This is a genomic window from Synechococcus sp. O70.1 (assembly GCF_047462215.1).
Classification (GTDB): domain Bacteria; phylum Cyanobacteriota; class Cyanobacteriia; order Thermostichales; family Thermostichaceae; genus Thermostichus.
Map to the genome: position 1 here is coordinate 1 of NZ_JANSIT010000011.1, position 18,903 is coordinate 18,903.

The 18,903-nt window shown below is 60.8% G+C and carries 25 protein-coding genes and 1 tRNA gene; 16 read left to right on the forward strand and 10 right to left on the reverse strand.

Translation table 11 applies throughout. The features are described from left to right. Positions 1-249, forward strand: a 249-nt coding sequence (locus NW833_RS07655; protein WP_414412075.1) for a hypothetical protein, incomplete at its 5' end; no start/stop codon positions are given. Then, complete coding sequence (locus NW833_RS07660; RefSeq protein WP_414412076.1) at positions 191-508, forward strand: hypothetical protein; 318 nt, start codon at positions 191-193, stop codon at positions 506-508. The genes NW833_RS07655 and NW833_RS07660, both read left to right, overlap by 59 nt. Here the strand turns inward: NW833_RS07660 and NW833_RS07665 are convergent. Continuing rightward, the gene (locus tag NW833_RS07665) at positions 505-1,167 is read right to left on the reverse strand and encodes a hypothetical protein (protein ID WP_414412077.1); all 663 of its coding nucleotides are present in this window, start codon (positions 1,165-1,167) and stop codon (positions 505-507) included. The two genes, NW833_RS07660 and NW833_RS07665, sit on opposite strands and share 4 nt — an antisense overlap. Before the next feature lie 399 nt (positions 1,168-1,566). Between NW833_RS07665 and NW833_RS07670 the strand changes: the two genes are divergently transcribed. Both NW833_RS07670 and NW833_RS07675 read left to right on the forward strand, forming a co-directional pair. Next, positions 1,567-2,193 (forward strand): hypothetical protein, encoded by a 627-nt coding sequence (locus tag NW833_RS07670; protein ID WP_414412078.1) that lies wholly within the window; start codon positions 1,567-1,569, stop codon positions 2,191-2,193. A gap of 96 nt (positions 2,194-2,289) precedes the next feature. Then, positions 2,290-3,039: a YebC/PmpR family DNA-binding transcriptional regulator gene (locus NW833_RS07675; RefSeq protein WP_414394604.1), complete on the forward strand. Its 750-nt coding sequence runs from the start codon at positions 2,290-2,292 to the stop codon at positions 3,037-3,039. Between the two features lie 5 nt (positions 3,040-3,044). On the opposite strand, the gene NW833_RS07680 is transcribed toward NW833_RS07675, so the two are convergent. Continuing rightward, on the reverse strand, positions 3,045-3,356 hold the full coding sequence (locus NW833_RS07680) for a YbjQ family protein (protein ID WP_011431068.1): 312 nt from the start codon (positions 3,354-3,356) through the stop codon (positions 3,045-3,047). Between the two features lie 120 nt (positions 3,357-3,476). Here NW833_RS07680 and rbsK point away from each other — a divergent pair, with 120 nt between their 5' ends. After that, complete coding sequence (rbsK, locus tag NW833_RS07685; RefSeq protein ID WP_414412079.1) at positions 3,477-4,394, forward strand: ribokinase; 918 nt, start codon at positions 3,477-3,479, stop codon at positions 4,392-4,394. A gap of 15 nt (positions 4,395-4,409) precedes the next feature. Here the strand turns inward: rbsK and NW833_RS07690 are convergent, their stop codons facing one another. Together NW833_RS07690 and NW833_RS07695 are read right to left on the reverse strand one after the other, a co-directional pair. Next, the gene (locus NW833_RS07690) at positions 4,410-6,017 is read right to left on the reverse strand and encodes a B12-binding domain-containing radical SAM protein (RefSeq protein ID WP_414412080.1); all 1,608 of its coding nucleotides are present in this window, start codon (positions 6,015-6,017) and stop codon (positions 4,410-4,412) included. A gap of 50 nt (positions 6,018-6,067) precedes the next feature. Next, complete coding sequence (locus NW833_RS07695) at positions 6,068-6,673, reverse strand: uracil-DNA glycosylase (RefSeq protein ID WP_414394814.1); 606 nt, start codon at positions 6,671-6,673, stop codon at positions 6,068-6,070. Positions 6,674-6,935: 262 nt separating this feature from the next. Here NW833_RS07695 and NW833_RS07700 point away from each other — a divergent pair, with 262 nt between their 5' ends. The 8 genes from NW833_RS07700 to NW833_RS07735 all read left to right on the forward strand — a co-directional run bounded on the left by NW833_RS07700 (position 6,936) and on the right by NW833_RS07735 (position 12,568). Continuing rightward, positions 6,936-8,396, forward strand: a complete 1,461-nt coding sequence (locus NW833_RS07700) for a TldD/PmbA family protein (protein WP_414412081.1) — start codon at positions 6,936-6,938, stop codon at positions 8,394-8,396. A 15-nt stretch (positions 8,397-8,411) separates the two neighbouring features. Continuing rightward, a complete protein-coding gene (locus tag NW833_RS07705; protein WP_414412082.1) occupies positions 8,412-9,023 on the forward strand; it encodes an Rpn family recombination-promoting nuclease/putative transposase in 612 nt (203 codons plus the stop codon). Between the two features lie 27 nt (positions 9,024-9,050). Continuing rightward, the gene (locus NW833_RS07710) at positions 9,051-9,344 is read left to right on the forward strand and encodes a DUF4351 domain-containing protein (RefSeq protein WP_414412083.1); all 294 of its coding nucleotides are present in this window, start codon (positions 9,051-9,053) and stop codon (positions 9,342-9,344) included. Between the two features lie 18 nt (positions 9,345-9,362). Further along, a complete protein-coding gene (locus tag NW833_RS07715; RefSeq protein WP_414412119.1) occupies positions 9,363-10,703 on the forward strand; it encodes a TldD/PmbA family protein in 1,341 nt (446 codons plus the stop codon). Between the two features lie 4 nt (positions 10,704-10,707). Beyond that, complete coding sequence (locus NW833_RS07720) at positions 10,708-11,505, forward strand: MBL fold metallo-hydrolase (protein WP_414412084.1); 798 nt, start codon at positions 10,708-10,710, stop codon at positions 11,503-11,505. Beyond that, on the forward strand, positions 11,502-11,759 hold the full coding sequence (locus NW833_RS07725; protein ID WP_414412085.1) for a DUF2358 domain-containing protein: 258 nt from the start codon (positions 11,502-11,504) through the stop codon (positions 11,757-11,759). Before NW833_RS07720 ends, NW833_RS07725 begins: the two co-directional genes overlap by 4 nt. 202 nt (positions 11,760-11,961) lie before the next feature. Beyond that, positions 11,962-12,046 (forward strand) — tRNA-Ser (locus tag NW833_RS07730). A 48-nt stretch (positions 12,047-12,094) separates the two neighbouring features. Beyond that, positions 12,095-12,568, forward strand: coding sequence for a YbhB/YbcL family Raf kinase inhibitor-like protein (locus tag NW833_RS07735; RefSeq protein WP_414394618.1), 474 nt, complete (start codon positions 12,095-12,097; stop codon positions 12,566-12,568). On the opposite strand, the gene NW833_RS07740 is transcribed toward NW833_RS07735, so the two are convergent. The 3 genes from NW833_RS07740 to cobU form a co-directional block, all read right to left on the reverse strand. Next, positions 12,544-13,092 (reverse strand): hypothetical protein, encoded by a 549-nt coding sequence (locus tag NW833_RS07740; RefSeq protein WP_414412120.1) that lies wholly within the window; start codon positions 13,090-13,092, stop codon positions 12,544-12,546. The two genes, NW833_RS07735 and NW833_RS07740, sit on opposite strands and share 25 nt — an antisense overlap. A 5-nt stretch (positions 13,093-13,097) precedes the next feature. After that, positions 13,098-13,586 carry a CRR6 family NdhI maturation factor gene (locus tag NW833_RS07745; RefSeq protein ID WP_414394621.1) on the reverse strand — a complete coding sequence of 163 codons (489 nt, stop codon included), beginning with the start codon at positions 13,584-13,586 and terminating at the stop codon, positions 13,098-13,100. 69 nt (positions 13,587-13,655) lie between these two features. Beyond that, on the reverse strand, positions 13,656-14,219 hold the full coding sequence (cobU, locus tag NW833_RS07750) for a bifunctional adenosylcobinamide kinase/adenosylcobinamide-phosphate guanylyltransferase (RefSeq protein ID WP_414394623.1): 564 nt from the start codon (positions 14,217-14,219) through the stop codon (positions 13,656-13,658). 132 nt (positions 14,220-14,351) lie between these two features. On the opposite strand from cobU, the gene NW833_RS07755 reads away from it, so the two are divergent. From NW833_RS07755 to ubiE, 3 genes are read left to right on the forward strand one after another with little or no spacing between them, the layout of a single operon-like run. Beyond that, positions 14,352-14,624, forward strand: a complete 273-nt coding sequence (locus NW833_RS07755) for a hypothetical protein (protein WP_414409899.1) — start codon at positions 14,352-14,354, stop codon at positions 14,622-14,624. A gap of 58 nt (positions 14,625-14,682) precedes the next feature. Next, a complete protein-coding gene (locus NW833_RS07760) occupies positions 14,683-15,453 on the forward strand; it encodes a hypothetical protein (protein WP_414412086.1) in 771 nt (256 codons plus the stop codon). Between the two features lie 31 nt (positions 15,454-15,484). Next, the gene (gene ubiE, locus NW833_RS07765; protein WP_414394628.1) at positions 15,485-16,198 is read left to right on the forward strand and encodes a bifunctional demethylmenaquinone methyltransferase/2-methoxy-6-polyprenyl-1,4-benzoquinol methylase UbiE; all 714 of its coding nucleotides are present in this window, start codon (positions 15,485-15,487) and stop codon (positions 16,196-16,198) included. On the opposite strand, the gene NW833_RS07770 is transcribed toward ubiE, so the two are convergent. From NW833_RS07770 to NW833_RS07780, 3 genes are read right to left on the reverse strand one after another with little or no spacing between them, the layout of a single operon-like run. Then, complete coding sequence (locus tag NW833_RS07770; protein ID WP_414412087.1) at positions 16,195-16,947, reverse strand: anti-sigma factor domain-containing protein; 753 nt, start codon at positions 16,945-16,947, stop codon at positions 16,195-16,197. The genes ubiE and NW833_RS07770 overlap by 4 nt on opposite strands. A 17-nt stretch (positions 16,948-16,964) precedes the next feature. Then, positions 16,965-17,567, reverse strand: coding sequence for a sigma-70 family RNA polymerase sigma factor (locus NW833_RS07775; RefSeq protein ID WP_414405686.1), 603 nt, complete (start codon positions 17,565-17,567; stop codon positions 16,965-16,967). Between the two features lie 51 nt (positions 17,568-17,618). After that, a complete protein-coding gene (locus tag NW833_RS07780) occupies positions 17,619-18,887 on the reverse strand; it encodes an HhoA/HhoB/HtrA family serine endopeptidase (protein ID WP_414412088.1) in 1,269 nt (422 codons plus the stop codon). Positions 18,888-18,903: the final 16 nt, after the last annotated feature.

Genomic DNA, 18,903 nt, shown 5'->3' on the forward strand with positions numbered 1-18,903 from the left:
GCCGACGCCTACACGAACTCCGGCACCAACACCCCCTCCAACCCCAACACCCACTCCCACGCTAGTGCCAACCCCAACGCTTACCCCTATTCCTCGATTTACGCCGTTTGTCCCTCTTACCCCTACCCCCAATCCAACTCCGGCCTCGACACCAACCCCGCCAACGCCAACGCCTGCACCAGAGCTTGCCTTGAGCGGCCAGTGGCTCTACGAGGGAGGGTCCTTTATCTGGCAGGGATCCCTGTGTAAGATCAATGTTGCAACTGGCATCCAGGAAACCGTCTCCATCCAGCAAAACGGCGATCAGATTATCATTTCCTCACCCAGCTTTTCTGAGCGCAGTGGCCAGCTCATCGGCAACCAACTTTCTGTTAGCGGCAGAATAGGGGGTAGCGGTACTCCAACTGTCACGTGGAGCGGTACCGTCAGCTCTGACGGGCGTTTGATTCGCGGCACAGCCACCTGTGGCAGCGCAAGCTTTGCCATTAGGCTTACCCGCCAGAGCTAAATACCCACACCGCCTCGGTCACCGCCACCACCGTTTTCCCTGTCGTCAGGCTTCTGCTGGATGGGAGGGGGAGGAGGAGGCGCGGCAGAGGTTTCCCTCACCACCTCGAGGGTATAGGGACCTCGGCCTGGGCTACCCGGAGCAACGCTGCGGGCATTCTGCGCCCAGTAGCTCTGCACTAGCACTAGGTAACAGCGGTCTAGCCGTACTGGGATCGTCAGCTCGGAGGTGGTGAAATCACCAGGCTTTGCGTCATCGTTGATGAAGAAGAATTCCGGATCAGTCTCCCTGTTGACATCAAGACCAAAGATGACCAGCAGAGGGTCGAAGACTGGACTAGTTAGGCGGATAGTAACTCCTGTAACATTGGCTGCAGAAGGAAAGTAAAGGAATCCATCGACATAAAAGGTAAACGTACCAGGGGGAGGTGGGACTTCCCGGGCATTTATGACATTGTCCTTCTCATCAAAGTAGATCTCCAAGTCGCTATTTGGCCCCAAGGTTCCACTGCGCCTTGCTCCTGGGCGCAAGCTCTTGGCCTCGAAAATCGCTGGAAAGGCTTGCGCGCAAACATTGACTGGAGGTGGCACCGTCCCTCCAGCTCCCCCACAGCCTGCCAGGAGGGCAGCCGAGGCTAGAAGGCCGCAGAAAAGCTTCAAGGGGGATCCCCAAACCTTTGATGTTGGCGCTGGCATAGATACCTCTTGCAGGCTCATTGGCTCCTCCAGATTAGACTACAGCCATTTCGGCAAGCTGCAGCGAACGGATTTGGCAATCCATCGATCCCTCCCCTTGATCCTTTGAGCAGCGACATCCAGCAGGAGCGGCTCCGTTTTAGCCTAGTGCCTCCTAGGCCCATGTCGGGTAGAGTTGGCGGTAGCTATCGACGCCGTAGTGGTTAACCTATGAACAGCCCGCTGAGTAAGAATCGGGATCCCAATCTCCTGCCTTCACAACGCCCTGAGCGAGGCAGCCCAGGCTGGAGCCTTCCCCTTGGAGGTTGGGAACTCGCCTTGTTGTGCGGATCGCTGCTATTGGGAGCTTGGGGTGGCCACCTCTTGACTTGGGCCCAGGAAGCGGAACAGCAGCCAGAGCCAGAAGTCTCACCACCGGTGAGAGACATCGATCCGGCGGTGCAGATCCGAGTTCGGAACGAGCTGGTTAAGCTCTGCGGAGAGTATCGATGCGAAAGCTATCGCTTTCCAGTGCGGGTTTTGGTCAGGCCTGAAGACACTCTGGAAACTCTGCTGGAGCGGCTGGATGCGGAGATGCTGCGGGAGGTGGACCGGGTGTTTCAAACTCGGCCTGACTTGAACCGTGTCATTGTCGATGGCTATGTCTTTGTGGGCACTCCCTCTTTCGCCAGTCGGGAAGTGCTGCTGCAAACCCTGTTTGTGCCCCGTCACCGCTGGGCGGTGGGCCGCTTTGGGCCGGAGCAGGACGGAATCTTCTATGCCGAGCTGCTGGAACAGGTAACGCCCTTTTTAACTCAGCCGCCAACCCCGACCCCTCCGCCTGAGGCTGTGCCTGAAGAGCCTGTACCTCCTCTGCCTCCCACGCCAGCTCCTATAGAGACACCAACGCCTGCGCCTCCTATGGAGACTCCAACGCCTACACCTCAAGCAACGCCAGAAGCTCCACCGCCACCAGGGGGTGTAATCGAGCGGCAACCCATCCAGCCTTGACCTGCACCTCTGGGGTTGAGACCTAAGCAGGTGGTGATTTAGGCTTCAAAGTTAGGGGCTCCCTCCCGCTTAGGTTGCTTGACTGGTGTGCACAGCATGGCAGGACACAGCAAATGGGCCAACATTAAGCGGCAAAAAGCCCGTGTAGATGCCAAAAAGGGCAGCCTATTTACCAAACTTTCCCGGGCCATCATCGTGGCAGCGCGCAACGGCCTGCCCGATCCTGACGCCAACTTTCGGCTGCGCTCGGCCGTGGAGAAAGCCAAAGCGGCAGGCATGCCTGCTGAGACCATCGAGCGGGCCATCGCCAAGGGATCGGGCAACTGGACCGACGACAGCCCCCTGGAGGAAATTCGCTACGAAGGCTACGGCCCTGGGGGGGTAGCTGTCTTGATCGAGGCGATGACCGACAACCGTAACCGCACGGCTGCCGAGGTGCGGGAGGCCTTCAGCAAAGTCGGCGGCAGCCTGGGGGAAAGTGGCTGCGTGAGCTGGCTGTTCCGGCAAAAAGGGGTGATTAGCCTAGAGGGGGTGACAGATCCCGAAGCTCTGCTGCTAGCGGTAGCCGAAGCAGGCGGGGAGGATCTCAAGGTAGAGGGAACCGACGCAGAAGTCTACTGCGATTACACCCTGCTGGAGCAGGTGGCCACCTACCTCAAAAAAGAAGGCTACCAGGTGCAAGAGGCGGCCATCCGCTGGATCCCCTCTACGGAGGTGCATGTGGAGGACCCCGAGACAGCCAAGCTGGTACTGACCCTCATGGAGCGGCTGGACCACTTGGATGATGTGCAAAATGTCTACGCCAACTTTGAGATCGACGAGGCATTGATGGAGAGCCTGGCCTAAAGGTTCTAGCGCAGCTTGACGGCGGTGCCGGCGGCGGTAACGAGGATCATTGTCGCGCTCATGTTGGTATGAATGCTAACGCCTAGGATGCCATTTGCTCCCAAACGTTTGGCTCGCTGCTCCAACTCTTCCAAAACCTTTTTCTGGGCATTCTCGAGAACTTCTTCATAGGTTCTTGTGCGTCCCCCGATGATGTTGCGGAGGCTAGCAAGGAAGTCCCGTAGAACATTGGTGCCATAAACTACCTCGGCGGTAACAATGCCCAAGTAACGCTCAACCTCTCTACCTTGGAGCACGTCTGTAGTGGTCAGCAGCATGGCTTGTTTCCGCGTCACCCCCTCACAAGATAGCCAAGCCCCTCCAAGGTGGAAAGCTCTCCAACCCAGTGGTGGGAGCTAGAATGAGCTACCTCTAGGGCACCGTTTTTCAGCTAGCCAATGACAGCCCTAGTTCGCGTAGTGGGGAGCTTGAATCTGGACTTGGTGGTGCAGGTACCACGCCATCCTGGGCCTGGGGAAACGGTGCTGGGATCCGACTACGCCACCTACCCTGGCGGCAAGGGGGCCAACCAAGCGGTGGCAGCGGCACGGGCGGGAGCCCAGGTGGAGATGTGGGGGGCAGTGGGATCTGACAGCTTTGGCCGCCTGCTGAAAGAGAACCTGGAGCAGAACGGCGTCGATACCCACCACCTGCGGGAGCTGGAAGGGCCCAGCGGCATCGCTCTGATCACTGTGGATCCAGCAGGGCAAAACCGGATTGTGGTCAGCCCCGGCGCTAACGGTCGCTACACCCCCGCCCAGCTGCCTCCTTGGACGCCGGCAGCGATGGTTCTGCTGCAACTGGAAATCCCCCTGGCCACGGTGCAGGCGGTGGCAGAGCAAGCCTTTGCCCAAGGGATCCCCATCCTGCTCAATCCAGCCCCTGTGGTGCCCCTGCCGGGATCCCTGTTGCGCCAGGTGCGCTACTTGGTGCTCAACGAAAGCGAAGCCGCTACTCTTGCCCAATCCCCGGTGGAGACACCCGCGCAAGCCGAAAAAGTGGCCCAAGCCTTGCAACGGCAGGGGATCCCGACAGTGATCGTCACGTTGGGGGGAGCAGGCTTGGTCTGGGCCGATGGCGGAGAAAGCGGCTACCTGCCGGCCCACCCTGTGGCGGTAGTGGATACCACCGCTGCCGGCGACAGCTTCTGCGGCGCTTTGGCCGCCTGCCTAGCTACTGGCAAACCCCTGAGGGAAGCTCTACGGTTTGCCAATGCCGCTGCGGCTTTGTGCGTAACCCGCCCTGGCGCTCAGCCTAGTTTGCCGCGCCGCGCTGAGATCGAGGCGTTTCTGGCCGCTGCAGGCCCCCATCCTTAAGCACAGCTTCCTGCGCTACACGGAAAAGGCCTCTTGGCGGTGCTGCCGCAGCCGCTCCAGGCTAAGAGGGCCCTCAAGGTGTTGCCAGGGAAGGGGATCCGCCGGATCCCAGTTGCTGTGGACGTAGTAGTCCAAGGGCGGAAGCTTTCCTTTGAGCTCTTTGAAAGCACGCCGGTAGCTGCCCAGGGAGTCGCCAAACTCCCGCGCCAACTGCAAAACCTGCGCTACTCGTCGATCCCCTCTGGAAATCAGAGCCTGAATGACCGACCAACTATAGCTTTCTGGGCGGAACTCAATCCCCAAGGGACGCAGGTGTTTTTGGTACCACTGCAGCTTTTTCTCCGCCTGGGGATCTACCCCCTGCCACTGAAAGGGAGTATGGGCTTTGGGCACAAAGGTGCTACAGCCCAAGGTCAAGCGCAGGCGGGGAGCCACCTTCTTGAGCTCCTTGAAGAGGGCAACCGTGGCCTCGAGATCGGCCTGGGTCTCTGCCGGGATCCCCACCATGCCATAGAACTTGATCCCCCTCAGGCCGCCAGCCTGGGCGTGGGCTGCCGTCGCCAAGATCTCTTCGTTGGCCAGCTTTTTGTTAATGACCTGGCGCAGCCGCTCCGAGCCGCTCTCGATGGCCACGGTGATGGACTGGCTGCCGCGACGGGAGAGAACTTGCGCCAGGCGAGGCGTGACCGTGCCCGTGCGCACCGAAGCCAGGCTGAGGCGCACCCGCTCAAAGCGATCCTGGGCCAGGTACTCCAGCAGCTGCTCAAATTGGGGGTGCTGGGTTACCGAGGCCCCCAAAAGGCCAATCCGCTGGGTTACCTGCAGCCCCCGCTCCACTGCGGGGATCAGATGCCCCTCCACCTCAGCAGCGCGGAAGGGCAGGTTCAGGTAGCTGGCCAGGCAAAAGCGGCACATCTCCGGACAACTGCGCACCACCTCCACCATGTAGATGTTCTCCCAGGCTGCCTTGGGGGTAACCACGGTGGAAACCGAGAGGGTGTTGCCGCGGAAGGTATGCTTGCGGATGGAGCTGGGGATCCCGTCCAGCTTGGGGATGACTTTCTCCACCGGGCCCTCGGGCTCGCGGTAATGCACCTCGTAGAGGCTGGGCACGTAGATCCCTGGTACCTGGGCCAGCGCCTGCAGCTTTTCCGCTCGGGATCCCCGCCTTACCTGGCGGTAGGTCTGGATCATCTGCTCCACTAGCCCCTCCCCGTCCCCCAGCAGGATGAGGTCGAAGAACGCAGCAAAGGGCTCAGGGTTGGCCGTCAACACTGGGCCACCACCGAAAACCAAGGGATCCGCTTCCCCCCGCGCCTCGGCCTGGAGAGGGATCCCCTGTCGCTCCAGCAGATCCAGGATATGGACGTAGTCCAGCTCCCAAGACAGGGAAAAGCCCATCAGCTCTGGATCCCGCGGCAGAGGTTCGGCCAGATCTGTAAAGAGGCGGGAGACGACCACATCTTGACGGCTGGCCAGCAGGCTCCAGATGACCTGGTAGCCAAGGCTGGTGATTCCTACTGAGTAAGTGTTGGGAAAGGCGTAGATGACCCGCACGGCGTCCGGGTCGGGTGTGGCCGGGGTGAAAAGAAGCTGCTCGAGGGCAAACTCCGAAGGGGTCAAGGCAAGACGGCAAGGAGCTCCTTTCCCAGCTTAGCCGGGTTTTGCAGGATTCACCGCGCTGCGCCGGCAAGCTCCAGGTACTTTTGCTTTACCGCCTGAATATCTTGCCACATCAGCCACTTGGGACTGCCGGGGGTGCGGTCGGGGTTACGCAGCAGATAGGCTGGGTGAAAAATCGGCATGCACCAGCGCCCCTGCCACTGGATCCACTCGCCGCGAATCTTGGTAATGCCCCGCTTATCCCCCAGAAGGGAGCGCACCGAGGTGGCGCCGGTCAACAAAATGATCCAGGGATCCACCAGGCGGATCTGCTCCAACAAGTAGGGCCGGCAGGCGTCCATCTCCTCCTGGGTGGGCACGCGGTTGTTGGGGGGACGGCACTTGACGACATTGCAAATGTAGGTGTCCCGTTCGGAATCTAGCCCCACGGAGGCCAAGATCTTATCGAGCAACTGCCCCGACTTGCCCACGAAGGGCAGCCCTTGCAGATCTTCCTGTTCCCCCGGCCCCTCGCCGATGATGAGAATCCTTGCCTTGGGGTTGCCTCGGTGCACCACCACATGGGTACGGTTGGCCGCCAACTCGCAGCGCTGGCAGACTCGGCAGTGCTGCTCCAGTTGTTCCAGATCCCGATAGGTACCGGGGGGAATGGGCACCTGGGCCGAGAGCGGGATCTGATCCCATTGGGGAAAAGTCTCCGCAGTGGGGGCAGGCGGCTCTAGGGGATCGTCAAACAGGCTGGGCTGAAGCTCCGAGCCTCTTTTCTTGGCAGCCATTGCAAGCTGGGGGTTCCTTGTGCAGCGATCTTCGGCTGCTCCTTTGCCCTTGTCAAGCTGGGAGGCTCTTTCCCCCAAAAGGCAGCCTTTACGTCTTGTTAAACTGAGGAAACAAAAACCGGCCCCAGCCCCATAGGCCTGTATGCTGCTTCTATCCAAAGACCTGCCCAACCTCGACTACCGCCCCACCCTGCAGCGCTTCGGCGAGGACTGGCGGGATCCCCTTTCAACTCTCTTGGGCTGGGGGCGGGCTGCCGGCGCCGATTTGGTGGAGATCTTCCTGGAGCGGGTCAACTCCATCAGCTGCCTGGCGGAAGACGACGCCATCACCAGTATCACCCCTCGGCTTTCCACCGGCGCGGGGGTGCGGGTGTTTCGTGGCCTGGCTGACTGCTACGTCAGCACCAACGATCTCTCCTTTGCCGGCCTCAAAGCTGCTCTGGAAAAAGGCCTGCTGCTCATGGGCCTTACCCCCCCTGGCCCTGCCGCTTTGGTCTCCCCTGCCAACCTAGGGCTGCTCCAAGACTACGCCGAGCGCCGCAGCAAAGACGGCTGGCTCAAGGAATGCAGCCCTATCGGCGAAATGGGGGAGATCCTGCTGCGGGCCAACGCAGAGCTGAAGCGGCAAGCTCGCCACGTCCAGTCCCGCCGCACCAACTACTTCCGCGACTGGCAGGAGATCCTGGTGGCCTGCAGCGATGGCACCTTTGTGCGTGACATTCGCCTCACCCAGTCGGTCAGTTCTACCCTGCTCTGCGCCGACGGCGACCACCGGGCTTCCGTTAGTCAACGGGCGGGGGGCACCGGGGATCCCGACTTTTTGCGCCGCTGGGATCTTGTAGCCCACAGCCAGGAGCTGGCAGAGGCTGCCGGCCAGATGCTCTATGCCGACTACGTGGAATCGGGCACCTACCCCATCGTCATGTCCAACGCCTTTGGCGGCGTGATCTTCCACGAAGCCTGTGGGCATCTCTTGGAAACCACTCAGATTGAGCGCAAAACCACCCCCTTTGCCGACAAAAAAGGCCAGAAAATTGCCCACAAAAACCTCACCGCCTGGGATGAGGGGCTCTCCGAGGGGGCTTTTGGCAGCCTGGATGTGGACGACGAGGGCATGCCGGTTCAGCGCACCCTGCTCATTGAAAAGGGCATTTTGAAGAACTTCCTGGCTGACCGCGCTGGCTCCATGCGCACTGGCCACCCTCGCACCGGCAGCGGTCGCCGCCAGAACTACACCTTTGCCCCCGCCAGCCGCATGCGCAACACCTACATCGCCCCCGGCGATGCCGAACTGGACGATCTTTTTGCTTCTGTTGACAAGGGCATTTACTGCAAGCGCATGGGGGGAGGTAGCGTCGGCCCCACGGGACAATTCAACTTTGCCGTTGAAGAAGCCTACCTCATCGAAAACGGCAAAATTACCAAGCCCCTCAAGGGGGCTACCCTAATCGGGGAAGCCAAGGACATCCTGGCCAAGATCTCCATGTGCTCCAAGGATCTTCGCCTAGCCCCTGGCTTCTGTGGTTCTGTCAGCGGCAACATCTACGTCACCGTGGGTCAGCCCCACATCAAGGTGGACGCCATCACCGTGGGCGGGCGCTAGATCCAGGGATCCCCCATGGCCTACGACAACGTTTGCAAATACCTGGCAGAGCGCTTCCCGGAGCAGTTTACCGGCTGGCTGGTAGGAGAAGTGGCTGCGCCGGTGCAGATGCTGCCTACGGAATTGTCAGAGGAGCCCATCCGGGCAGACTCCGTGATTTTGTTGGGGCTTCGGCAGAGCATTTTGCATCTGGAATTTCAAACAGATCCAGATCCTGAAATCCCCTTTCGCATGGCTGACTACCGGCTTCGCTTCTATCGGAAATATCCCCAGCTACCGGTGCGGCAGGCGGTCATTTATCTTCGCAAAACGCGCTCGGAGAGGGTTTTCCAAACCTTTTTCCGCCTAGAAAGGCTCAGCCATGAGTTCGAGGTCATTCGCTTGTGGGAATGCAACTTGCCAGCCGGAGCCGTTCGCGTGAGCGGTGCGGAGCACATTCGCGTGAGCGGTGCGGAGCACGTTTGGCAAGCCCTGCTCCCTTTTCGCGTCTTGAGTCAGGTGGAGGATCCGGCAGAAACCTTGCGGGGAGTGGTCAGTGAGCTAGAGCGCTTGCCAGACCTCAACGAGCGACGGGAACTGGCAGCGGCAACAGCCGTTTTGGCAGGACTAGCATTGGATCGGTGCTGAATTCGACAAATCATGAGGTCTTTGGATATGAGGGAGTCGGTGATCTACCAAGAGTGGCGGGCAGAAGCTCTGCGCGAGGGCCTGGAAGCAGGGCGCAAAGAAGGTCTGCAACTGGGCCTGCAACAAGGACTGCAACAGGGATTGCAGCATGGAGAAGCAACGCTGGTTTTGCGGCTTTTGCGGCGGAAGCTGGGATCCCTTGACCCGGCTCTGGAAAACAGGATTTGGACTTTGCCAACGTCGCAACTGGAGGCGCTGGGGGAAGCGCTGCTGGATTTCAACAGCGTGGAGGACTTGACCGCCTGGCTGGCCCGTCGGTAGGGGAGAGAAGGAGTGGCGATACTGCAAGTTGAGGCCTTGGCCGAACGGGTGCAAAGCTGTGCCCAACGTTTGGGGATCCCCCAGTTTGATCTCTACGGGGCTCAAGTGGACGAAACCAGCGTGCAGGTAGATCACGGGGAACCTCGCCAGGTCAAGGCTTCCCACCGCTGCAGCGTAACGGTGCGGGCCTGGAACGACCAAGGGCAGGTGGGGGTGACCTCCACCACCGATGTCGATGAGGCGGGGCTGGAACTGGCTCTGCAGATGGCCTTTGAAGCCAGCCACTTCGGTGTGCGGGAACATGCGCCCCAATTTAGCCCAGAGGCCAAGCTGCCCATTCTCCAGCCCTGCAACGACAAAAGGCCCCTGGCGCTGGCTAGCGAGCTCCTAGAGCAACTGGTGGCTGCTGAGAAGGCTTTGCTGGGATCCCATCCCGCCATCCAAGGGGTACCCTACAACAGCTTGGCCCAGCGGCAGATTGACCGCTTTTACCTCAACAGCGACCAAGCCCTGCGCCAAGAGGGCCACACCCTGGCCTCCATTTTTCTCTACGGGAAAGCAGAACAAGAGGGCCGCAAACCCCGCAGCGCCGGCGCCATGCGGGTGGCTCGCAGCCTGGAGGAGCTGGATATTCAAGGTTGCACCAAAGAAGCTGCCGAGAAACTCATCAGCCACCTGGAGTACGAGCGGATCCCTTCTGGAAAATACACGGCGGTTTTTTCTGGGGAAGCTTTTTTAAGCCTCTTGGGAGCTTTCTCCAATCTCTTCAACGCCCAGAACATCCTCGACAACCAAAGCCTTTCCACCCCCGACTCGCTGGGCAAGCAGATTGCCTCACCTCTCCTATCGGTGTGTGATGACGCTCTCCACCCAACCAACGTAGGAGCGATCAGCTTTGACGGCGAAGGCACCCCCACCCGCCGCGTTCCCCTCATCACCAACGGTGTCCTAACCCACTTCTTGCACAGCGCCGGCACTGCCAAACGTCTGGGGGCCCAGCCCACCGGCCATGCCAACATCGGCGCCAAAGTGACGGTTGCCGCCCACTACTATCACGTGTTTGCTGGCGCACCGCCGGAGAGCACCTATGACTTGGCCACGGCTGAGAACGTGGTCTGGATTGACGAGTTGCAGGCTCTCCATGCTGGAGTTAAGCCTCTACAGGGATCCTTCTCCCTACCCTTTCAGGGCTGGTGGGTGCGCCAGGGAGAGCGCATCAGCATCGAGGCAGCCACAGTAGCCGGGGACTTTCTGGAGCTGTTGAAGTCGATTTTCTACGTCGAGCCGGAGCCACAGGTCACTCCTGCTGGCCTGTGTCCCCGCATTTGGGTAGCTGACCTCTCCATCACCGGCCAATAGCCCCATGAAACTCACCCGCCTCGACCTCAACAGTTGGCTTGTCCAGACCCAGAGGCAGACCTTCCTCCTGGATCCGTGGCTGGTGGATCCTTTGGTCTTCTTTGGCCTGCCCTGGTTCCTCCGCCTGGAGCACCGCCAGCCGCCCCCCTTTACCCCGGAGACTCTGCCCAAAATTGACGGGATCCTCCTCAGCCAGGGCCAGCCGGATCACTGCCACCCGCCTACCTTGCGAAGGTTGGACAAGCAGATCCCGGTTTTGGCTTCGCCAACGGCTGCCAGAGTGGCGCGGGGCCTTGGCTTTACCACCGTGCAGGCGCTAGATCCCTGGCAGGGGGTACAGTGGGGGGATTTGCGCATCACAGCAGTTCCCGGCGCGCCTTTGGGGCCGGTGCGGGAGCTGGGCTTTTTGCTGGAAGAGACCTCCTCGCAGACACGGCTTTACTACGAGCCTCACCTTTCCCAACCGGATGTCCGCCCGCGGCTACAGCAGGAGTTTTCTCCCATCCACACTCTGTTGATTCCGGTGGTGGGGCAAATCTTTCCCCTCTTGGGCGAGGTCATCATGGGGCCGGAGCGAGCCCTGCAGGTGGTGGCAGCCCTGCGCCCGCAGCAGGTGATCCCGACGGCGATGGGAGAGGTGAACTACCAGGGCTGGTTGGCCGCCCAGATCCGCCCTCTGGGGAGCCTAGAGGAGTTTCGGGAAAAGCTGGGATCCCTGAACGCTGCCACCGGCCAATCGATCCGACTATGCTGCCCTGCTCCTGGGGAAGCGGTGTCTCTTTCTGTTGCAGCCAAGGCATGAGCATTCCTTCCCAAGTCCCGCCTGGCCCTGATCTGGTGGCTATTTTGCGGGCAGATTACGCTCGCTTTCCCAAAAATCAAACTTACTCAACTTACGATCCCCAAGTTTACTTCCGGGATCCCCTCAACGAGTTTTGCGGCCTGGATCGCTATCGAGCCATGATCGACAGCCTGGGGCGGTGGCTGCAAGATATCCATCTCGAGCTGCACGACATCCAACCGGTCGGCGCTATATTAGCACCGAGTGGACGCTAAGGGGATCCCTGTCTTTTTTGCCCTGGCGTCCCCGCCTGTGCATCCCTGACTAGACAGCAATGCAACTCAACGCCACCCTCAATCCCTAGCGCTGCTCTCGCTGGCAGGTACTGCTGCAAGCTTTAGAGGGCGGGGAGTTTCTTTGCTAGAATTAGAAAGCTCACTTTTCGGCGCTGCTGAAAAGTAGTTGCATAGGTGCACTGGAGAGATGGCCGAGTGGTCGAAGGCGCAGCACTGGAAATGCTGTGTGGGGCAACTCACCGTGGGTTCGAATCCCACTCTCTCCGTCACAGAATCGTTTCCCCAGCTGCTGAGGTTTCCTGAGCTCCGGTCGTATGACTCTGCAGCTTGTTAGCTCCGCTTTTGCCCCCTCAGAACCCATCCCCTCCCGCTACACCTGTGAAGGAGACGACCTTTCTCCCCCCTTGAGTTGGTCGGGGGCACCTGCAGGAACCCAAAGCTTTGCCCTGATCATGGATGACCCAGACGCCCCCAGAGGCACCTTTGTCCATTGGGTAGTCTACAACTTGCCTGCCAGGGTCACGAGTCTGCCAGAAGGGATCCGCTCCGACAGCGATCTCCCCCAAGGGGCCGTCCACGGGCAAAACAGTTGGGGTCGGAACACTTATGGTGGCCCTTGCCCTCCCAGCGGCACCCACCGCTACTTCTTCACCCTCTACGCCCTGGACAGGCAGCTAGCCTTAGCTCCAGGAGCCACCAAAGAGGCCTTGCTACGGGCCATGGAAGGCCACATCCTCGCCCAGGCGCAGCTGATGGGCACCTATCAAAGGAGGGGAAGCTCGGGGTAGACCCCCCATCCCTGCGTAGATCTTAGACTGAGGAGATCCCACAGCTCTTCTCTCCACACCACCGAGCCAGCCACTGCTTTTCTACCCAAAACGGGGATCCCTACCTGGGCCGGCAACTGCCAGACCAAGGCAGGCTCTAGTCGGGAGGAGAGGGCTGGTGCCGCTTCCAGGAGCACCCACCCTAGGCAGTCGGCCTTGGTTTGCCGCAGCAAAGCTGCAAAGGCGGCTGCTTGGCTGAGGGCAGCTTCTTCAGGCAGCGTCAGAAGTACCTTGAACCCCCACGCAGCAGCTAGGTCAGCCCAGGTTTGGCCAGGCCCCAGAGGGTCGGCAAGGCTTCCGGGCACCACCAGCAGCGGGGCCTTCTCTCCCTCCCAAGCAACCATCTGCCGCCAGAGGGTTCTAAGCTGGGCTTCAGAAGGGCTGGGATCCACCTCGAGCAGGCCCCAAGGGGCTTGCACCGCCTGCTGCCAGGCCTCTGCCACTCCTAGTGCTGCCCGACTTCCAGGCCAGGTGTCTGCCACCATCACTCTCATGGCTCCCCTGTCTCGGCTTCCCAGAGGCTTAGAAACTCGGGTTGCACCTCAAAGCCGAACACCAAGGCCATGTCGCGCAGCATCGAGACCGATCCCAGTTTCTGCTGCTTAAACCAGCGCATCAGCACAAAAATCTTCTGGTAGACGAAGATCTCCAATGCCTCCGGGTTGTAGACGATCCCTTCGCGCGGGTTGAACTGGTGGGGCACCAGCATGGCGGCGTAACGGGCCAGCTCACCACTGCGCCAGTCGAGAAAGTAGGGCATCCAGGGGTAAACCGTGTCCCAGCGGATGAACCACAGGCGCACTTCTGGGATCTCCGAGAGCTCGCGCGGATCGTCGGGGCTGCGCGGCCAATCGATGGCGCACTGAACCTGCTGAGCGGCGCCAACGGGATCCGCCATCAAGGTTTTCACCAACTCATGGCCCGGCGTTAAATCCAGGGTTTGAATGGCTTTGGCCGGCAAGTAGAAGGTAATCGGCACGACGACAAGCAGTTACCTTAACGTCTTAAGTCCTGGCCAGGGATGTGGATAGCATCAACCCCTTGCAGCTTATCTCAGCTCTGGGCTATTCACCCCTGCCAGCGGGATCCCCAGCCGAGTTAGGTCGAGAACAAAGCCTGCCGCCACCAAGAACACCTGGTCTGCCAGCGGGGCCAGCTTCTGAGTGAGCTCCCCCATCCGATCGCGAAACTGACGCCCCAGCGGATAGGCAGGCACCACTCCCCAGCCTACTTCTTCGGAAACCAGGATCACTTTTCCTCGGCAGCCTTGCAACGCTCTCAAGAAGGATTGCGCCAAGGGATCCCATTCCCCAGGCGAGCAGTCCAAGCTCTGGGCCACCCAGCCCCCCAGCGAATCCACTAGGGCACAGCAGGGCTGAGGTAGCTGCTGCAGTTCGGCGCCCAGGTCAGGCCCCGTTTCCCAGGTTTGCCAGGTGGGAGGACGCCGCTGCCGATGCTGTCGAACCCGCTCCGCCCACTCCGGGTCAGCCTCAGGATCCGGCTTAGGCCCCGTGGCCAGGTAGAAGACCGGCAGTCCGGAAGCGGCAGCTAGGCTCTCCGCCAGCCGACTTTTACCGCAGCGGGCAGGGCCGCAGATAAGTACAATCGCCATCAGGCAGGAGGAGGGAAGTCCATTGCCTTAGCTTAGCGGTTGAAAACCCCTGCGCGGAGCTCGGGCACATTCTCTGGATCTGTGAGTTTGGAGCTAGGATAAAGCTCAATTAGGAGCAGTTTTACAAGAGGCATGACGGATCCCAAGCCAGCATCTTCCCCTGGCCAAAATGCTGCTTCAGCTGCCTCGCCAACCTTTCCTCCCCTTTGGCTGAGCCTGGCGTTGGGGATCACCACCGCGCCGGTTTTGTTGGGCTTGGTCTTGGCGGATCGGGCGGGGAAGTGGCTGGGATCTCTGAACTGGGAGGATCCGGGCTGGTGGTTGGGGGAACGGCTGCCCAACCTCGACAGCGCCTCTCTCGGCTGCCAGGCGCAAGAGCACCCTGATTCTGAGCCGGTGAAGTAGCTGGCCTGCTGCCTGCATATCATAGGTAGAACAGGTTCCTAGCAGGAGTGAGCAGTCTTTGCGGAGATCGCTTAGGCCAGCCCGAGATTTCACCTCCAGCTTCTTGGGAGAGGTGGGTTGGCTAGTGGCTTTTTTCTTTACGGCAGTGGTGAGCGGCTGCGTGGGTTACCTCTTCGGCCAACGTGCTCTCTCGGGGGTCTCCTCCCCAGTTACCGAAACCAGCACTTCTTCTGCCTCGCGGGTCATTCGCGATCCCCGCACTGTGCCCCTCCTCAACGAGGCGGAGGTGATCGCAGCAGCGGAAGCCCTTCTTCGCCCGCCTTCAACTCCTACTCCGCTTTTTACACCCCCACCTGTAGCCATTGCCCCTCCTACCCCCACTCCTCCACGCCGCTTGTCTCCCGAGTTGGCTTCGGCTCCCTCTCCCTTGCCTACCCCGCAGCCTGCCTCCCCCTCTCCGCCGCCGCGTCCTTCGCCACCACCTCCGCCTCTCCAAGTGGCTGCCAGCGGGCAGGTGGCCATGCAGGTGCTCTCCGTGCGTCGCGAGGGAGGGCAGGTGGTTTTAAACGTTGCCCTACAAAACAATTCGCCGGAAACGGTGCGCTTTCTCTACAGCTTCCTCAACGTTACTGACGACAACGGCCGGCCAATCGACGCTCTCATCCAGGGCTTGCCTGGAGAGCTGCCTCCCAACAGCCAAGTTTTCCAGGGAACGATCCGCATCCCTGCTTCCACCTTGGCTGGCTCCCGCTCATTGTCTTTGAGCCTAGCGGATTATCCCAGCCGCCGCCACCAAGTTGGGGTCAGCGGGATCCCCGTGCCACCCTAGCCTCTTCTTCTGCCCGTGGAGTTGAGAACCGGTGCCCAGCCCAGCCTTTGAGCGCCCTGAGCAAATCCGGGAGCTCTTTGACCGCATTGCTCCTCACTACGACGCCCTTAACCAAACTCTAAGCCTGGGGCTACATCAGGTTTGGAAGCGCATGGCCGTACGCTGGTCGGGTGCGGCTGCGGGGGAGCGGGTGTTGGATCTCTGCTGTGGCACTGGCGACCTGGCCCTGCAACTGGCCCGGAGAGTGGGACGAGGCGGACAGGTGGTGGGACTGGATTTCTCCCCAGCCATGCTGGCCATTGCCCAGCGCCGGGCCCGGCAATTGTTCCCCGACTACTCCCTGGAGTGGGTCTTGGGCGATGCTCTGGCCTTGCCTTTTCCGGATGGCAGCTTTGACGCCATTACGATGGGCTACGGCCTGCGCAACGTAACCGACATTCCTCAGGCCCTGCGGGAGATTTGCCGGGTGCTCAAACCTGGCCGCCGCGCTGCCATTTTGGATTTCCATCGCCCCAGGGGGATCCCTTTCCTGGAGAGCTTTCAGCGCTGGTACCTCAACAGCTGGGTTGTGGCTCAGGCCAAAGCCCTGGGATTGGCAGCCGAATATGCCTACATTGACCCTAGCTTGGATCGCTTTCCCTCCGGAGAACAACAGCGGCAAATGGCCTTGCAGGTGGGATTTTCTGCTGCCAAGTTCTATCCTCTCGCCGGCGGCATGATGGGGGTGCTGCTGGTGGCCCGCTAGTCTTCCACCACCCCAGCGCTGAGGAGAACCCTGCTGCCAAGTTCTGGCAGGGCAGGGGCGGCCGTAACCAGCACTTCTTGGACGCGCGCCTCCTCGGAGGGGGGCTGCGCCAGGCGCAAGGCAACAATGGCACTGCCCTGGGCATCTACTTGAAAGCTGCCGCAGTAGAGCATCTCCTCAGTGTCCAGCTTGAGCCAAAGGTGGTAGCGCTCCCCTTCAGGCAAAGGGGGCAGATCCCTTGCTGCCAAAACCACCGCCTGCCACTCCCCCGGGCGAAACAGCAAGTTAGCTGACCCTGCCTCCCCTTGCAAGGTAACTAGGCGAGATCCCGGCTGTTGGAGCAACTGGGCCAGCGCCTGCCCCGCTTCTAGGGGAGCTGGCTGCGGGGTCTGCCGTAGCCGCCAGTTATCGAAAGCCAGCAACAGCAGGGCCACTGCCCCTAGGCCCCTCAACCAGCGCTTTTTGAGGCGAGCCAGCCCTAGAGAAGGCAAGGCTGGCTGGGGGGGGATGGGCGGGGCGCCCGCTTCTGCCATCACCTGGCTTCGCACGCTGGCTGACGGGATCACCCCCGGCAGCCCATAGGGCAACAGATGCAGGGCTTCTTGGAGGGCTTGCAATTCTGCCGCTAGCTGGGGCTCTTGAGCCAAGCGCGCCTCTAGGGCCCTTGCCTGCTCGGGTGGCAAGATCCCCAGCAGATAATCGGCTAGGATTTCTTCTCCCAGCTCAGAGGAACATGTAGACATGGCCATCCCAAAGCCCCGCCGCCTTACTGGTCAAGCAGAGGCCGCAGGGATCTCCGCAACTTGCAGAGGGCTTGGCGAGAGCGGGCTTGGACGGTTGCCAGGGGCATCCCCAGCTCCTGGGCAATGTCTGCCGCGCTTAGGCCTCGGTAGTAGAGTAACTCCAGCAGCTGGCGCTGGCTTTCCGAGAGTTGACTGAGAGCCTCCTGAACGGGCTGCCGCCGCTCTTCGACGGAGAGCTGCTCAAAGGGGGCTGGGGATCTATGGCTGGCAATCAGCAGAGGCTGCCAGGGTTTCCCGAGGCGGCGCTGGCTGCCTCGAGAGCGCAGACGCTCAAGGGCCTGCGCCCGGGTCAACCTACACAGAAGACTGTTGATGGATCCCTGCCTTGGATCGTGGCTGGGCTTCCGCCAGAGAAGGGCAAACACCTCCTGAGTTAGATCCTCCGCCTCAGTCATACAGCCCAGGATCTGGAGGGCCAGGCCATAGACCAAGCTGGCGTAGCGATCATAAAGAGCCGCTAGAGCAGCAGGCTGCCCCGCTTTGAGGCCTTCCATCAGCTCCAAATCGGTGCAGGCTGGCCAATTCCTCACCCGCTTGCGCCAGAGGAAACCGACCTGCTTGTCCATCATTTGCCCCCCTGCCGCCGAAGTTGACAAGCAGTACGCCTAGGCCTCCGCCTAGCTGCGCTTCGGGGTTGGGAAAGATCCAGTGACCGCCTGGATCTTTTGCCGCCGCCCACCGCGCTCAATCTCCAGCTCCAGCTTGCTGCCTACCTCCATGCGCTCCACCTCTTGCTGCACCTGGTCGGCAGTGGTTACAGGGCGGCCATTGATGGAGAGAATGATGTCGCCAGCGCGCAGCCCGGCCCGCTCGGCTGGGGATCCCTGAACAACCTCGCCGATGAGCACCCCCCGATCCACCGTTACGAAAATGCGGCTGTTGGGATCCTGGTTGAGGCGTTCCTTCAGCTCAGGAGTGAGGGTAAGCATGCGGATGCCCAAGTAGGGGTGATCCACCCTGCCCCGGGCAATCAACTGCTTGGCCACCCGCTGGGCTGTCTCAATAGGGATGGCAAAGCCCAGCCCCTGCGCTCCCTGGATGATAGCGGTATTGACCCCAATCACTTCCCCTTGGGCGTTGAGCAGCGGACCGCCAGAGTTGCCGGGGTTAATGGCTGCATCGGTCTGGATGAAAGACACCCGCTTGTCGGGCACGCGGATCTCGCTGCTGGAACGGCCCAAGGCACTGATGATCCCAGCGGTTACCGTGTTGTCTAGCCCTAGCGGGTTGCCAATGGCAATGGCCCACTGGCCCGGCTCGAGAAGCTCGGAGCGGCCCAGCTTCACCGTTGGCAAGTTTTGGGCGTCAATCTTCACCACAGCAATGTCCGTAACTGGATCCGTACCGATGACCTTGCCCTCAAAGCTCCGGCTATCTTTCAGCGTCACCGTTACTTTGTCAGATCCCTCTACCACGTGGGCATTGGTGATGATCTGGCCGTCCGGGCTAATGATAAAGCCGGAGCCGGTGCCTTGCTGTCGCCGCTGTCGCGGCAGGGGAGGGATCACCTGGCCAAAGAACTCGCGGAAAAACGGGTCGCTAAAGAACTCCTCTGGGAAAGCCCCAGGAACGTTCACTGTCCGCTCCGCGTCGATGCGCACTACTGCCGGCCCCACCTTCTGGGCCACCTCGGCAATAAAGTTTAGGTTCAGCTGGGGCGGAGTTGCCGTCGTCTGAGCCAATACCCCCTTGCCTCCCACCAGAGCTGCCCCCAGACCCATGCCCAAGAGCACCAGCAGCACTGACAAGAGAAGAGACCTTAGCCCCGAGACAGCCCAAGGCCGCAAAAAGGGAAATCCTCTTTCCCCCTGCGACAAACAGTGCGGTTGGGTAGAAGTGCCTGAACTGGGAGAGGGTTGCTCTGGCGTGGAGGGGCTGCGCTTCATGGCCACAGGAAAAAGG